Raw genomic sequence first — 12,573 nt, forward strand, 5'->3', positions numbered from 1 at the left:
CGCGAGCTCTGTCGGAAACGATGTGGACATTGATATAGGCGCGTTGTTTGCCAGCTTGTGGCGCAACAAGCTGCGAATACTCGTCGGCTCGCTGCTTTTGACGGCGCTGGCATTCCTGCTCATGTCTTTGGTCTCGCCAAAATATCGCGCCGAGACCCGCATCCTCATCGAAACGGGGGAATCGGTTTTCACCCGGCCGGCAAACCAGCAGGCGGACGACCGGCCGGTGCTGGACCAGGAGGGCATCAAGAGCCAGGTCGAACTCATAGGTTCGTCCGATCTGTTGAAACGCGTTATCGTCAAACTCGACCTCGCCAAGAACCCCGAACTTTCCGCTGGGGCTGAACCCTCGGCGCTGTCGCGTCTGTTTGGCGCTGTTGGCATCGGCAACAACCCGGATGAAGAGACGCGCGACGACTATATTCTCCAGTCCGTACGCGATCGCTTGCTCGTTTACAATGTCGCGGCTTCGCGCGTCATTGTCATTCAGTTCTCCTCCAAGGATCCGGCGCTTGCCGCATCGGTCGCCAACGCCATCGCGGACGAATACGTCGCCACGCAGCAATCGGCGAAATCCCGGGCAAACACCGATGCAGCTGGCTGGTTGCAGCCGGAGATCGCCGACCTCAGCCAGCGCGTCAAGGATGCCGAGGCGAAGGTAGCGGCGTACCGGGGTTCCTCAGACCTCCTGATCGGCCAGAATAATGCTGTTCTCGCCACCCAGCAGCTTTCGGAGCTCTCTACGGAACTGTCGCGTGTACGGGCAAACAGGGCGGCGAGCGAGGCAAGCGCCCAGAGTGTCCGCGCTGCGCTGGCCAAGGGTGCGCCTGTCGAAACGCTGCCAGCTGTCATGGCGTCGCCCCTGATCCAGCGCCTGCGCGAGCGTCAGGTACAGCTCAACAACAATATTGCCGATCTTTCCGCATCCCTGCTCAGTGGCCATCCTCGCATCCGGGCACTGCGTTCGCAGCTCGCCGATCTCAACAACCAGATCCGTCTCGAGGCGCGCAAGGTTCTTGGCAGCCTCGAAGCCGAAGCTGAAACCGCCCGTTTGCGTGAGAGCCAATTGACCAGCTCGCTCAATGAGTTGAAGGAGCAATCTTCGAAAGCAGGCGAAGAAGAGGTGGAGTTGCGCGCGCTGGAGCGTGAAGCCACCGCCCAGCGGCAATTGCTCGAATCATACCTGACGCGTTATCGTGAAGCATCGTCCCGCACGGACCGCGGCTATCTGCCCGCGGATGCGCGTATCTTCTCCCGCGCCGACAGGCCGATCGAGCCGTACTTCCCGAAGAAGATCCCGATGACGATTGCCGCATTTGTTGCGTCGCTGCTGCTCCTCAGCATCATCACTCTGCTGCGGGCCCTGTTCAGCGGACAGGCGCTTCGTCCGGCCAGTCCACAGGCAGTCGTCGCGGAAGAAACAACAGCCCCCGCGACCGTTCGCAGTATCCCTGAACAGGTTCCTCCTGTTGTTGTCGAACCTGCTCAGCCGACGGCACAACCCGTCGCACCACTTGCTGCCGATATCCGTGAAATTCCCGAAGAGCACGCGTTGCCCGAAGTGAAAGAACAGCCGCCGGAATTGGACACACCGGCCGTGGAGGCTCCAGCGGAAGCGCCGGCAATCCCCACCGGTCATTCGGGCATTGCCAATGTCGCGACGCGTTTGATGGCGAGCGGCGCAGCGCGCGCCGTGGTGGTCTCGCCGGAAGGCGACGAAGCCTCGGCCTTGACCATCCTGCTCGTGCGCGAATTGGCTGATCGGGGTGTGCGGGTCATCCTCGTAGATATGACGGGCTCGGGTGAAATCGGCCGTTCCATGCTGGACGACAAGAATCTTCCGGGCATCACCAATCTTCTGGTTTCAGAAAAGCATTTCAGCGACGTCATCCATCCGGATCACTATTCGCAAGCCGAGATCATCCCGCTCGGCAATCACGACCCGGCGAAAGCGATGCAGTCCGTTGGCCGTTTGCCGATGATTCTCAATGCTTTGCAGTCGGCCTATGATCTAGTCGTTGTCGATGCAGGTCCGGCGACTGTTGTCGAGCTGAAGCATTTGCTGGCCGACGGAACGGAGCTCATTCTCGGCGTTGTCGACCCTGACGACCCTGATGTGGCTGCTACTGCCAAGGCTGTTTACGACGCGAAGCTGCTTGAGCCCGAACTTCTGACGCCTTTCGAGAAAGAGCATCTGCGTCTCGATTCTGGCCGGATTGTACGTTCGGCCTAACGTTTGCCGAAGAGACGCGAACGGGCCTTTTTCACCGCGGCCCAGACGGTTTCGTTTTTCTTGATGCGGCGCACCAGCTTGCCGCGCGCATCGAGGTATCCTGCGAACATTCGCCCCTTCGCCGTAAGGCTGACATCGGTGTCGTAGCTCGGCACTTCGATATCGGACCAGCTGCGTTTATACGGTTCGTCGCCGATGCCAAAACTGTAGACGGCGAGATCCGTCTTGCAACTGTCCTGAATGTCTTCGAAAAACAGAAACTCGCCGGGGCTGGCGCTGACCAGTTCATCCTCTGTGATGCCGATGAAATCGATGAACGTCTGTTTTCTCGCATAAGACTTGCCGAGAACCGCGCGATACTGGCCGGCTACTTCAAGCGCTTTGAGTTGGAAGCCTGGCATTGCCGATTGAACTTCGTGGGCGAACAGCTGCTGGAAGAATTCCATGGTTCCCGCCGGTTCATAGGTGTTCTTGATACCAGCCTTGGCGAGCCGCGCTGCCTTGCACTCGAAATAGTTGTTGAGCATCGCGTTGGTCTCGACGGGAGTGGTTGCCGTCACGATGCGATATCCGCCTGCCTCCTCGAACCGGCGCGTGTTCTGACGATGCTTCTTCTTTTTGCGTTTGGCATTGTGCCGGCCAACCACGGTTTCAAAATCCCGGTCCAACGTAATACCCAGGCTGATATTGGCATTCTCGCGACTTTGCAGCTGCATCAACGGATTGGCCTTGCCGTCAAGCTCGCCCAACTGTCGTACAAGCGAGACAACATCGATACCCGGACGGACCTTGTGCAGCGCTTTAAAGAGAATAATGAGATCGGCTGCCGTAATGTGCGCGTCAGTCGCCAGTGCAGGAAAATTGCAATTGGCGTGCGGTCCGCCGGGAAACGCGGCAATCCGGACGGGACCTCTTTTCACAATCTCCAGCGGCATAAGGAAAACCGGCCTTTCAGCTTCAAAGAGCGCCGCGACAAGACAGTCTGCATTGACGCATGACTGCCAGAATGAAAACCAGTTGGCGGTTTGTGCTGGGCCCGCAAGAAAATCCTCGCCCAGTTCATTCCACAATGCTTTGGCTTCAAGCGGTGCAATTATTTTTGCTTGTCGTGAAGTGACGGACATTCTTGCGTTCCATTGGAGGAGATGCGAAAGGCGGCGAGGTTTTGTTGATCAACCATATATAAACGTTTAAGTCGCAAGAGTTGATGAACAGAATCCCTTCGATATCTTCAAATAACGCGAATTGGTGAAGGAATGGTCCACGCGGCCGACTTGATACGAAAAGCCGTGATGAGACTGGCTTGGCATAGCGGCTTTGCCTCGAGCACACGCGACCGCTTTGGCGGGCTCGGTTCCATCATCATGCTGCACCGGGTACGTCCGGATTGTATCAGTCCGCTCGGCGTCACCCGTTCACTGGCGATCACGCCTGTCTTTCTCGATCAAATCATCGTGTCGCTGAAATCCGAGGGCACGGAGATCGTTTCCATGGACGAGATGGCTGAGCGCGTTAAAGCTGGGTCACCCGGCAAACGGCGCTTTGTCGCCATCACGCTCGACGACGGCTATAACGACAACCTCAATCACGCCTATCCGGTTTTCCAGAAGCACAATGCGCCGTTCACAATATATGCTGCTCCTGGCCTGATCGAGGGCGCTGCGGTACTGTGGTGGGAGATCGCCGAAAAACTCATCGCCAAGGCAGATTCCATAAAGATCCCCGGCGGACCGGAATGGCGTTGCGGGACTCTATTTCAAAAACGCACAACTTTTCATTCCTTGATGCGCTATTTTTCGTTCACGCTGACCGAGCTGGAGCAATTGCCGGTCCTTCGTGAAATGTGCGCGCAAGAGGGAATGATCTGTGGCGTGTCCGCCGATCAGGACGTCATGAACTGGAAGGAAATGCGCCATATTGCCAGTGATCCGCTATGCACGATCGGCGCGCATACGATCCATCACTACAATCTGAAGAAATTGACTCCGGATATGGTTGCGCAGGAGATGCGCCTGTCCGCCGATATGCTGGAAGCAGAACTCGGCAAGCGGCCGGCTCATTTCGCCTATCCCTACGGCTCTTCAAAAGCTGCAGGACGACGCGAAGCCGAGATAGCCGCCGCGGAAGGTTTTGTCTCTGCCGTCACGACAAGGCACGGCACCATCCACACCGAACACCGGGCGAATATGTGGGCGCTGCCACGCATCTCTATCAACGGCCGCTTCCAGAAACTGGTCTACGCCAGGACGATGATGAGTGGCGTGACGACGCCAATCGCCAATGCGGGGAGGCGAGTGGTCCAGGCCTAGAGCAAGTTCTAGGGCACATTGTCGGCGCCTCCCCACAGGCGTATCCTCAACCAGCGTAGCTGGGAGAGCGAGATGGATGATCGAACCGTGCGAATGGCGCTGGAGCGCCATTGGGATGCTTCGGACGCAAGCGATTTCAAGGTCGAACATGAAATCTACCGCGAGGACGCCGTGCTCTATTATCCTCAATCGGGAGAACGGATCCGCGGGCGGAAGAACATTCAAGAGAGCCGGTTGGTCCAGCCAAACAAGAAGCGTTTTACGATCCAGCGAATTATCGGTGGCGGCGATCTCTGGGTGACTGAATACGTGCTTACCTACGATGACGTACCGTCTTATGTGGTGAGCATCATGGAATTCCGTGAAGGACTGGTGGCGAACGAAACGCAATATTTCGCCGATCGGTTTGATCCGGCACCCTCGCGCGCATCTGGTTGAGCAAGCATCAAGGTGAATTCTTCTTCGGCGCCTTTTCCATCCAGCTGATGATGAACATTGCGGGTACTACCCAAAGGAATCCTGTTCCGAAGAAGTAGAGCAGGTGAACCCACGGACCGGAATTGCCAAGCAGCGCGACTGCAAAGATCGTTGCGACGATTGCATAGACGCAGACGAGCGCCACGAGCAGAAATGTTCCGATAAGTTTCTTCAGCCTTACAGGCATTGCGCTATCCAGTCCTACAATTTCCGGCCATCCTCTAACGGTAAACAAAACTGCCGGAAAGCAAAAAAGCCATTGCGGTGATAAAAAGCTGGCCATTCCAGGCGGAGCGGCCCGCCTTTTCGTCATTAGAGCAGTTTTACGCCTGAGCAAAATCCTGGCTGATATTGGTAGACCCACTGTGTCTTCGTGGTACTGCTGCTGGACACCCACTGGGTCATGCCCTGCATCGTGTCGAAGATGAGTTTCGAACGTTCCGTCACCTTGGCGGCAAAGGCGCCACCATCGGATTTGACCTTGAAGGAAAGTTCGGCAATGGCAGGCTTTGCGGCAGTACCGACATACCATAGCGTCAGCGAGAAATCCGCGTCCTTTGCGCCAAGGTCGCTATCGACACCGGTATAGGTATGTTCGGTAATATCGAGCTTGCCGACAGGACTCAAAATATCCTTCTTCGGCAGATCGAGTGATTTGATGCCGGGGAAGAGGCCGGTTACATCATCCAGACTGTTCAGTTTTTTCGTCGCGGCGAGCGGTTCTGTCGTCGAGTGCGAAAAGGTTTCCTTTAAAGGCGGCACGATGTCGTCTTCGAGCTTGGTCTTGGCTCCGGAAACGCTACCGCTGACGTCAGTGGCCGCGGCCGTCGATTGACTGGACGAGCGGAATTTGAGCGTGATTTCACTGGCCGCGTCGTCGCCGCGTGTGCGTAGCATGTAGCCCGACGCATTCAGGTGGCAGGTGCCGGGCGAATCATAAAAGCGCACGGTGCGCGTTTCATCTTCGGTGAACTTGCCGTCAACGCTGCGATCGAAATTTACCGTCTTCAGTTGGGCTTTCAGATCAGTCAGAAACTGATTGGCAACTGTTGCGGGTTGCTTGTCGAAGAGGGATGGAGTGAGCAGGATCTTGTATTCCTTGCTCGCCAACACGTCTGCGGCCTGAGCAGCACAGGTGACATAGACGACGGCGGCAGCTGTGCCGGCTGTGATTTTCAACCAATTAAACATCATAACCTCTCAGATTAAAGGGATATTGCCGGGCACGATGCCAGGCGCAATATTGCTCTGGCAGTGTGGCGAATAAGCGATGACGCCTTCGTGACGGCGCAGACCTGGACGCGACGGCGTGTCGCGTGAACCGCGCTTGTCATGCAACCGCTTATGCTGCACCTATCGGCGCAATAAGGAGCGTCTTGCATGGCTGCCAACACACTATCCCAGGGCATGGTCGTCTCGGTTCAGGACCGCGAAGCGCGAAACCGCCAATATATCCGCATCTGGCTTTATCTGGTGCTGATCGTTCTGGCGACCATCGTCCTTGTCGGCGGTGCAACGCGGATGACTGGCTCCGGCCTTTCCATCACCGAATGGAAGCCTATCCATGGCATCATACCGCCGTTCGGCCATGACCAATGGATGGAGGAATTCGATAAATACCGGCAGATCCCGCAATATCAGCAGCTGAACAAGGGCATGAGCCTTGCGGAGTTCCAGCAAATCTTCTGGTGGGAATGGGCGCATCGCTTTCTCGCGCGCGGCGTCGGCTTTCTCGTCGCCGTACCGCTCGCCTTCTTCTGGCTCACCGGCAGGCTGGAGCGCCGGTTGAAGCCGCGCATGATCTTCATTCTGGCGCTCGGCGCTCTGCAAGGTGCCGTAGGCTGGTGGATGGTCGCATCGGGGCTGGTCGATCGGGTCGACGTCAGCCAGTACCGGCTCGCCACGCATCTCACGCTTGCCTGCATCATTTTCGCGGCGGTCATGTATGTGGCGCGCGGCCTTGCTGTCTACTCCGAAGCGCCGGCCAACCGCCAGATTCAGCGTTTTGCTGGCTGGTTCGTGCTCTTTGTCTTCATCCAGATTTACCTTGGAGCGTTGGTCGCTGGCCTTGATGCAGGCCTTTCCTACAATACCTGGCCACTGATGGACGGGTCGATCATTCCCGGCGATCTCTTCCCGATCCAGCCGATCTGGCACAATCTCTTCGAAAGCCCGAAGACAGTGCAATTCGTCCATCGCTGCTTTGCTTATTTCGTGTTGATCGTGGCTATCTGGCAGGCTGTATCGACAGTCCGGCAAGCCCCCGGCACCACCCATGCGCGCCGCGCCGTGCTTCTTGTCGTTCTGGTAACCCTGCAGGCGGCGATCGGCATCACGACGCTTTTGATGCAGGTGCCGATCGGCCTCGGGCTGCTGCATCAGTTCTTCGCCATCGTCATTCTCGGCTTTTCCGTTGCCCATTGGCGCGGCACCAAGGGCGCTTATCCGCGTGAGACAGAAGTCGTCGCTGGGCGCTAAGTATCGCGTGCCCAAAGCTGGGGCACTTCCTTGTAGGTGTGAATTACACTGTCGGCGTGGACCAATATCAAACCGTCAGATTGCGCCTGCGTTATCAGCATCCGGTCGAAGGGGTCGGGATGCGACCATGCGAGTTGTCCCGCAAGTTCTGCATGATGCGGCGATATGGAGAGCGGCAAAAAGCCATTTCGCTCGATGGCTGCATGGGGCGAGCCGGAAAATCGTAACTTGCCCTTGGCGCTTTTGATGGCAATTTCCCAGATCGACGCTGCGCTGATGTAGATCTGGTTGTCAGGATTGGCAATTGCGTCGCGGGTTACAGAGCCGAGTCTATCGGCGCCCTCATCCCACCAGAGAAGAACATGTGTGTCGAGCAGCAGCTGCATTACAATGTGTCATCATTGAACAGTGTTGCGATCTCCGGATCTAACGCGTCGAAGTCTTCGGCAATATAGGAAATGCCGAGTGCATGAGCAGGCTTGCGCGGTTCCTGCTGTTTCGGCAAAGGGCCGAGTTTTGCGAGCGGGACACCATTCTTCGCAATGATGACCTCTTCGCCGGATGCCGCACGATCCACCAAACTCGAAAGGTTCGTCTTCGCATCATAGAGATTGATCTGGTTCACAATTCTCTCCTTGACCAAGTAGACCAAAGGTACCATGGGCACACCATTTGGTCAACTTGGTCAAGGAGGCTTTAAATGGTCTGGAGCACACGCCGGATTGCCTCTGCCACGCCAAGGCTGCGCTTCGACTCGTCAAAATTTTCGTCCTCGTCATGCCAGGATGCCGACAGGCAGGCATGAGTCATGCCGAAGCCCAGAATGGTTCTGATATCGCGCCCGAACGCTTGCGAGAATTTATGCGCCATCATCCCGATGCGGCTTTCGCTTTGGCGCAGGTCGTCGCGATCCAGCGGGTTATAGAACATATTGGCGGTATCATACATCGGATCGCCGATCAGCCCTTTGGGATCGATGACCAGCCAGCCGCGTTTGCCATGCAGAATATTCTCGTGATGAATGTCGCCATGCAGCAGCTGAATATGGCTGCGATCGCTCAGCAGTCTGTCCGCGATGGGCGCGACCTCAACGAACAGGTTGTCGATGCCCTTCTTCCTGCCCGCTTCCGCCTTCTTGAAGAGACTGGAATATTGCTCGCGCAATGACACGAATTCATGCGGGTTTTCCCCGGCCTCGTATGGCTTGGCGATCAGCTGGCTCATGACATCCACGTAGATCGACGTCGCCGCACCATCGCCATGCTCGTTGAGATGATCGAGCAATGTGCGCTTCCCGCCATATTCGAGCAGCAGATTATTGTCCTGTCGCGCCAGCAGACGCACGCACCCATTGCCGTCGTGCCAATCGAGATAATGCGCGCCGCGCAATTCCTCCTGCATGCCGACTGATGTCAGCTGCTTGACCACCGCTTGCTCACCGTTTTCAAGCCGCACCATGATAATCCGGCTAGTCGGCGTTTCGGTGAATAGTTTGGGCGAGGAGACTTTCCATTCGGGCGGGAAAGTCTCCAGAAGCACGTCAGCCATGGGGAAACCTTGGAGAACTCAGCCTGATGAGGCAGATGGTGTGATTTTCGAGACCCGGAGCGCAGTGGACAATTCGTCCATGAGCACCGGAAGCGTAGAAAATTGCATCAGATGTCCATCGGGGTGAAGTTATCGATGGTTTCCCAGCATCAAGTCGAGATTCTGCACGGCAGCCCCCGACGCACCCTTGCCGAGATTGTCGAGCAGGGCGACAAGATTGACTTGACCGCTGCCTTCCGTGCCAAAGACATAGAGCTTCATGATGTCCGTATCGCGCAGCTCTTCCGGATCGAGGCGGGGCAACATGACGCTTTCGGCCAGCGGCACCACCTGCACGATATTCTGGCCCTCATAATGGGCGCTGAGCGCTGAGTAGATATCCGCCATGGAAGGATTGCCGTTGAGATCGCCGGTAAACAGCGGCACCTGCACGATCATACCTTGCGCAAAACGCCCGACGCTTGGCGAAAAGATCGGTTTGCGATCCAGATGCCCATGCACCTGCAACTCCGGCACGTGCTTGTGCTTCAGCGGCATCGCATAGAGGAAATGGTTTGCGTCGATATGATCAGGCGCATCCGGATTCTCCATCTGTGCGATCAGCTGCTTGCCGCCGCCGGTGTAGCCGGAGACGGCATTGACGGTCACCGGATAGTCGCCGGGCAGGATGCCCGCATCGCGCAAGGGTCGAACCAGCGAAATAGCGCCGGTCGGATAACAGCCGGGATTGGCGACGAGCCGCGCATCGACGATTTTTTGCCGCTGGTCGCGATCAAGCTCGGCAAAGCCGTACGCCCAGTCCGGATGCACGCGGTGCGCGGTCGAGGTGTCGATGATCTTCGTCGAGTTGTGCCCTTCGAGAATCGATACGGCTTCCTTCGACGCGTCGTCGGGCAGGCACAGGATGGCGACGTCCGATTCCTTGAGAAAGTCCGCGCGCATATCCTTGTTGCGCCGCTCGGCTTCCGGAATCGAAAGCACCTCGAGATCGTCGCGGCCCGCAAGCCGGGTGCGGATCTGCAGGCCGGTGGTGCCGTGTTCGCCATCGATGAAGATTTTCGGTTTCATGGGAATGCCTTCGGAAAGTTTTGAATTCAAATGGTTAGCTCAGTTTTTTCTATTGGCCCTGGCGGCTGTGCGTGGTTCGACAAGCTCACCATGAGGGAAGGTGGTTGATTGCAGGGAACTAACCTTGCAACGTTATCACCCTCATTTGGGAGATTGGCGGTTATCTTGCAACCCGCCGTTCTTCCTCATGGTGAGCTTGTCGAACCACGCACAGCAGCATTGCCAGGATCATCATCGTTTTTGCTTGGCCTTTTTCTCCGCCAATATACCCAAATAATACATCGCGATTGTGGCACCTGCGATCGCCGTCACGTCCGCATGGTCATAGGCGGGCGCAACCTCAACCACATCCGCGCCGACAATGTTCAGTTCCGTCAGGTGCCGCAGCACCGAGAGGATCTTCGCCGAAGACGGTCCGCCGGCGACCGGTGTGCCCGTGCCCGGCGCGAAGGCCGGATCGAGGCAATCGATGTCGAAGGTCAGATACACCATCCTGCCAGCTGTCCGGGCAATGATCTGCTTCGCGATGTCCGCTGCGGACATTTCCTCAACCTCGTAGCCATAAACGATCTTCAACCCGCAATCGTCGGGAGCATGGGTGCGAATGCCGACCTGTATCGAATGAGCAGGATCGATGACGCCATCGCGCGCGGCGCGGCCAACGAACGATCCATGATCGATACGCTTGCCGTCGTCGTACCACGTGTCCTGATGCGCATCGAACTGTACCAGTGCCACCGGACCGTGCTTGGCTGCATGCGCCTTGAGGATCGGCCAGGTGACAAAATGGTCGCCGCCGAGCGAGAGGAGGAACGCGCCGGACTTGATGATCTTTGCAGCTTCCCGCTCGATCGTCGCCGGGGTTTTCTGGTGATTGCCGTAGTCGAGCAGGCAATCGCCATAATCTACGACCGCCAGATCGGCAAACAGATCGCGCTGGAACGGATATTGCGGATCATTGTCGAAAATCGCCGAGGCCCGCCGTATCGCCTGTGGACCAAACCGGGCACCCGGCCGGTTGGACACGGCCGCATCGAATGGAATGCCCCAAACGACAGCCTCGGCACCATTCAGGTTCTTCGTATAGCGGCGGCGCATGAAGGAGAGGGCGCCCGCATGGGTCGGATCAGTCGCCGCGCTGGTCAGATTGCGCGCTGTAAACGCATGATCGATGGATTTTGATGGCATGGTCTGGCTCCGGGGGAAATTTCATGCACGACGTTTATCTCCCCCTTGGTGGGGGAGAAAGGATTTTCTTGGATTTAGCCTCTCTGCTAAATCCTTAGAAAATCTAAGAGAGGGGGTAGTGTGAAGATTGCAAATCCCCTCTCTGGCGATTTCTAGCACTTAGCCAAGAAGCTAAGATGCTGAAATCGCTTTCTCTCCCGCAAGGGGAGAGATAACCGGACATCAAATGCTGAGAGACTCTCTTCAGCGCAACAAAAAAGCGGACCCGAAGGCCCGCTTTCTGTTCGTGTCCGTATGAAGCGATATTAGCGCTTCGAGAACTGGAACGAGCGACGGGCTTTCGCCTTGCCGTACTTCTTGCGTTCGACGACGCGGCTGTCGCGTGTCAGGAAGCCGCCTTTTTTCAGAACGCCGCGCAGTGCAGGTTCGAAATAGGTGAGGGCCTTGGAGATGCCGTGACGAACGGCACCAGCCTGACCGGACAGACCACCACCGGCAACGGTAGCGATAACGTCGTACTGGCCGGCGCGGTTGGCAGCAACGATCGGCTGCTGCAGGATCATCTGCAGAACCGGACGGGCGAAATACTTGCCGTATTCCTTTTCGTTGATGACGATCTTGCCGGAACCTGGCTTGATCCAGACGCGGGCAACCGCATCCTTGCGCTTGCCGGTTGCGTAGGCACGGCCCTTGGCATCGAGCTTCTGGACATGAACCGGTGCAGCGGCCTGCGTCGGGGCGACGGCAGAGGTACCGAGTTCTGCGAGCGAGTTGAGCTCAGCCATTCTTATGCGCTCCTTTTGTTCTTGGAATTCAGCGCGCCAACGTCGAGGACTTCAGGTGCCTGAGCTTCATGGGGGTGGTTGGAACCGGCGTAAACGCGCAGGTTCTTCATCTGGCGACGGCCGAGCGGGCCACGGGGAACCATGCGCTCGACAGCCTTCTCAACGACGCGTTCCGGAAAACGGCCTTCGAGCAGCTGACGGGCAGTGCGTTCCTTGATGCCGCCGGGATGGCCGGTGTGCCAGTAATAAACCTTGTCGGTAAACTTCTTACCGGTGAGCGCAACCTTGTCGGCGTTGATGATGATGACATTGTCGCCATCGTCCACGTGCGGGGTGAAGGTTGCTTTGTGCTTGCCGCGCAGGATGTTGGCGACGATGGAAGCAAGACGGCCGACGACGAGACCTTCGGCGTCGATCAGGATCCACTTTTTCGTCACATCTGCCGGCTTCTGTGTGAAGGTAGCCATTGTGTTCGTCCTTGAGATCA

14 protein-coding genes are annotated in these 12,573 nt (G+C 57.2%); 4 read left to right on the top strand and 10 right to left on the bottom strand.

The genetic code is table 11. The features are described 5' to 3' along the window. Nucleotides 1-22 precede the first annotated feature (22 nt). The gene (locus LB462_RS03185; RefSeq protein ID WP_370637038.1) at nt 23-2,233 is read left to right on the top strand and encodes a GumC family protein; all 2,211 of its coding nucleotides are present in this window, start codon (nt 23-25) and stop codon (nt 2,231-2,233) included. On the opposite strand, the gene LB462_RS03190 is transcribed toward LB462_RS03185, so the two are convergent. Continuing rightward, the gene (locus LB462_RS03190) at nt 2,230-3,357 is read right to left on the bottom strand and encodes a GNAT family N-acetyltransferase (protein WP_224505915.1); all 1,128 of its coding nucleotides are present in this window, start codon (nt 3,355-3,357) and stop codon (nt 2,230-2,232) included. The genes LB462_RS03185 and LB462_RS03190 overlap by 4 nt on opposite strands. Nucleotides 3,358-3,525: 168 nt before the next feature. Between LB462_RS03190 and LB462_RS03195 the strand changes: the two genes are divergently transcribed. Both LB462_RS03195 and LB462_RS03200 read left to right on the top strand, forming a co-directional pair. Continuing rightward, nucleotides 3,526-4,542: a polysaccharide deacetylase family protein gene (locus LB462_RS03195; protein WP_224505916.1), complete on the top strand. Its 1,017-nt coding sequence runs from the start codon at nt 3,526-3,528 to the stop codon at nt 4,540-4,542. 72 nt (nt 4,543-4,614) lie between these two features. Then, nucleotides 4,615-4,980: a nuclear transport factor 2 family protein gene (locus tag LB462_RS03200; RefSeq protein WP_224505917.1), complete on the top strand. Its 366-nt coding sequence runs from the start codon at nt 4,615-4,617 to the stop codon at nt 4,978-4,980. 7 nt (nt 4,981-4,987) lie between these two features. Here LB462_RS03200 and LB462_RS03205 read toward each other — a convergent pair whose 3' ends face one another. Both LB462_RS03205 and LB462_RS03210 read right to left on the bottom strand, forming a co-directional pair. After that, nucleotides 4,988-5,206: a DUF2842 domain-containing protein gene (locus LB462_RS03205; protein ID WP_112530862.1), complete on the bottom strand. Its 219-nt coding sequence runs from the start codon at nt 5,204-5,206 to the stop codon at nt 4,988-4,990. 125 nt (nt 5,207-5,331) lie between these two features. Continuing rightward, nucleotides 5,332-6,213, bottom strand: a complete 882-nt coding sequence (locus LB462_RS03210) for a hypothetical protein (RefSeq protein ID WP_224505918.1) — start codon at nt 6,211-6,213, stop codon at nt 5,332-5,334. A gap of 213 nt (nt 6,214-6,426) precedes the next feature. Between LB462_RS03210 and LB462_RS03215 the strand changes: the two genes are divergently transcribed. After that, entirely contained in the window at nt 6,427-7,497 is a 1,071-nt protein-coding gene (locus tag LB462_RS03215; RefSeq protein ID WP_370637057.1) for a COX15/CtaA family protein, read from the top strand. On the opposite strand, the gene LB462_RS03220 is transcribed toward LB462_RS03215, so the two are convergent. The 7 genes from LB462_RS03220 to rplM all read right to left on the bottom strand — a co-directional run bounded on the left by LB462_RS03220 (nt 7,494) and on the right by rplM (nt 12,553). Next, nucleotides 7,494-7,883 carry a type II toxin-antitoxin system VapC family toxin gene (locus LB462_RS03220; RefSeq protein ID WP_114429255.1) on the bottom strand — a complete coding sequence of 130 codons (390 nt, stop codon included), beginning with the start codon at nt 7,881-7,883 and terminating at the stop codon, nt 7,494-7,496. The genes LB462_RS03215 and LB462_RS03220 overlap by 4 nt on opposite strands. Then, complete coding sequence (locus tag LB462_RS03225; RefSeq protein ID WP_224505920.1) at nt 7,883-8,122, bottom strand: type II toxin-antitoxin system Phd/YefM family antitoxin; 240 nt, start codon at nt 8,120-8,122, stop codon at nt 7,883-7,885. The genes LB462_RS03220 and LB462_RS03225 overlap by 1 nt, the downstream gene beginning before the upstream one ends. Nucleotides 8,123-8,193: 71 nt before the next feature. After that, entirely contained in the window at nt 8,194-9,045 is an 852-nt protein-coding gene (locus LB462_RS03230; protein ID WP_224505921.1) for an aminoglycoside phosphotransferase family protein, read from the bottom strand. A 129-nt stretch (nt 9,046-9,174) separates the two neighbouring features. Next, the gene (gene argC, locus LB462_RS03235; protein ID WP_224505922.1) at nt 9,175-10,113 is read right to left on the bottom strand and encodes an N-acetyl-gamma-glutamyl-phosphate reductase; all 939 of its coding nucleotides are present in this window, start codon (nt 10,111-10,113) and stop codon (nt 9,175-9,177) included. A 231-nt stretch (nt 10,114-10,344) separates the two neighbouring features. Next, nucleotides 10,345-11,301, bottom strand: a complete 957-nt coding sequence (gene speB / locus LB462_RS03240; protein ID WP_224505923.1) for an agmatinase — start codon at nt 11,299-11,301, stop codon at nt 10,345-10,347. A 305-nt stretch (nt 11,302-11,606) separates the two neighbouring features. Further along, entirely contained in the window at nt 11,607-12,086 is a 480-nt protein-coding gene (gene rpsI, locus LB462_RS03245) for a 30S ribosomal protein S9 (RefSeq protein ID WP_112530868.1), read from the bottom strand. 2 nt (nt 12,087-12,088) lie between these two features. Next, on the bottom strand, nt 12,089-12,553 hold the full coding sequence (gene rplM, locus LB462_RS03250; protein WP_112551331.1) for a 50S ribosomal protein L13: 465 nt from the start codon (nt 12,551-12,553) through the stop codon (nt 12,089-12,091). Nucleotides 12,554-12,573: the final 20 nt, after the last annotated feature.

The sequence above is a fragment of the Phyllobacterium chamaecytisi genome (assembly GCF_020164455.1).
Lineage (GTDB): Bacteria > Pseudomonadota > Alphaproteobacteria > Rhizobiales > Rhizobiaceae > Phyllobacterium > Phyllobacterium chamaecytisi.

What these genes read in the sequence shown, in the direction of transcription:
- LB462_RS03230 (WP_224505921.1), bottom strand. Translation starts at nt 9,045, where the DNA reads ATGGCTGACGTGCTTCTGGAGACTTTCCCGCCCGAATGGAAAGTCTCC.
- rplM (WP_112551331.1), bottom strand. Translation starts at nt 12,553, where the DNA reads ATGGCTACCTTCACACAGAAGCCGGCAGATGTGACGAAAAAGTGGATC.
- LB462_RS03190 (WP_224505915.1), bottom strand. Translation starts at nt 3,357, where the DNA reads ATGTCCGTCACTTCACGACAAGCAAAAATAATTGCACCGCTTGAAGCC.
- LB462_RS03220 (WP_114429255.1), bottom strand. Translation starts at nt 7,883, where the DNA reads ATGCAGCTGCTGCTCGACACACATGTTCTTCTCTGGTGGGATGAGGGC.
- LB462_RS03215 (WP_370637057.1), top strand. Translation starts at nt 6,427, where the DNA reads ATGGTCGTCTCGGTTCAGGACCGCGAAGCGCGAAACCGCCAATATATC.
- LB462_RS03210 (WP_224505918.1), bottom strand. Translation starts at nt 6,213, where the DNA reads ATGATGTTTAATTGGTTGAAAATCACAGCCGGCACAGCTGCCGCCGTC.
- rpsI (WP_112530868.1), bottom strand. Translation starts at nt 12,086, where the DNA reads ATGGCTGAGCTCAACTCGCTCGCAGAACTCGGTACCTCTGCCGTCGCC.
- LB462_RS03200 (WP_224505917.1), top strand. Translation starts at nt 4,615, where the DNA reads ATGGATGATCGAACCGTGCGAATGGCGCTGGAGCGCCATTGGGATGCT.
- speB (WP_224505923.1), bottom strand. Translation starts at nt 11,301, where the DNA reads ATGCCATCAAAATCCATCGATCATGCGTTTACAGCGCGCAATCTGACC.
- LB462_RS03195 (WP_224505916.1), top strand. Translation starts at nt 3,526, where the DNA reads ATGAGACTGGCTTGGCATAGCGGCTTTGCCTCGAGCACACGCGACCGC.
- LB462_RS03205 (WP_112530862.1), bottom strand. Translation starts at nt 5,206, where the DNA reads ATGCCTGTAAGGCTGAAGAAACTTATCGGAACATTTCTGCTCGTGGCG.
- argC (WP_224505922.1), bottom strand. Translation starts at nt 10,113, where the DNA reads ATGAAACCGAAAATCTTCATCGATGGCGAACACGGCACCACCGGCCTG.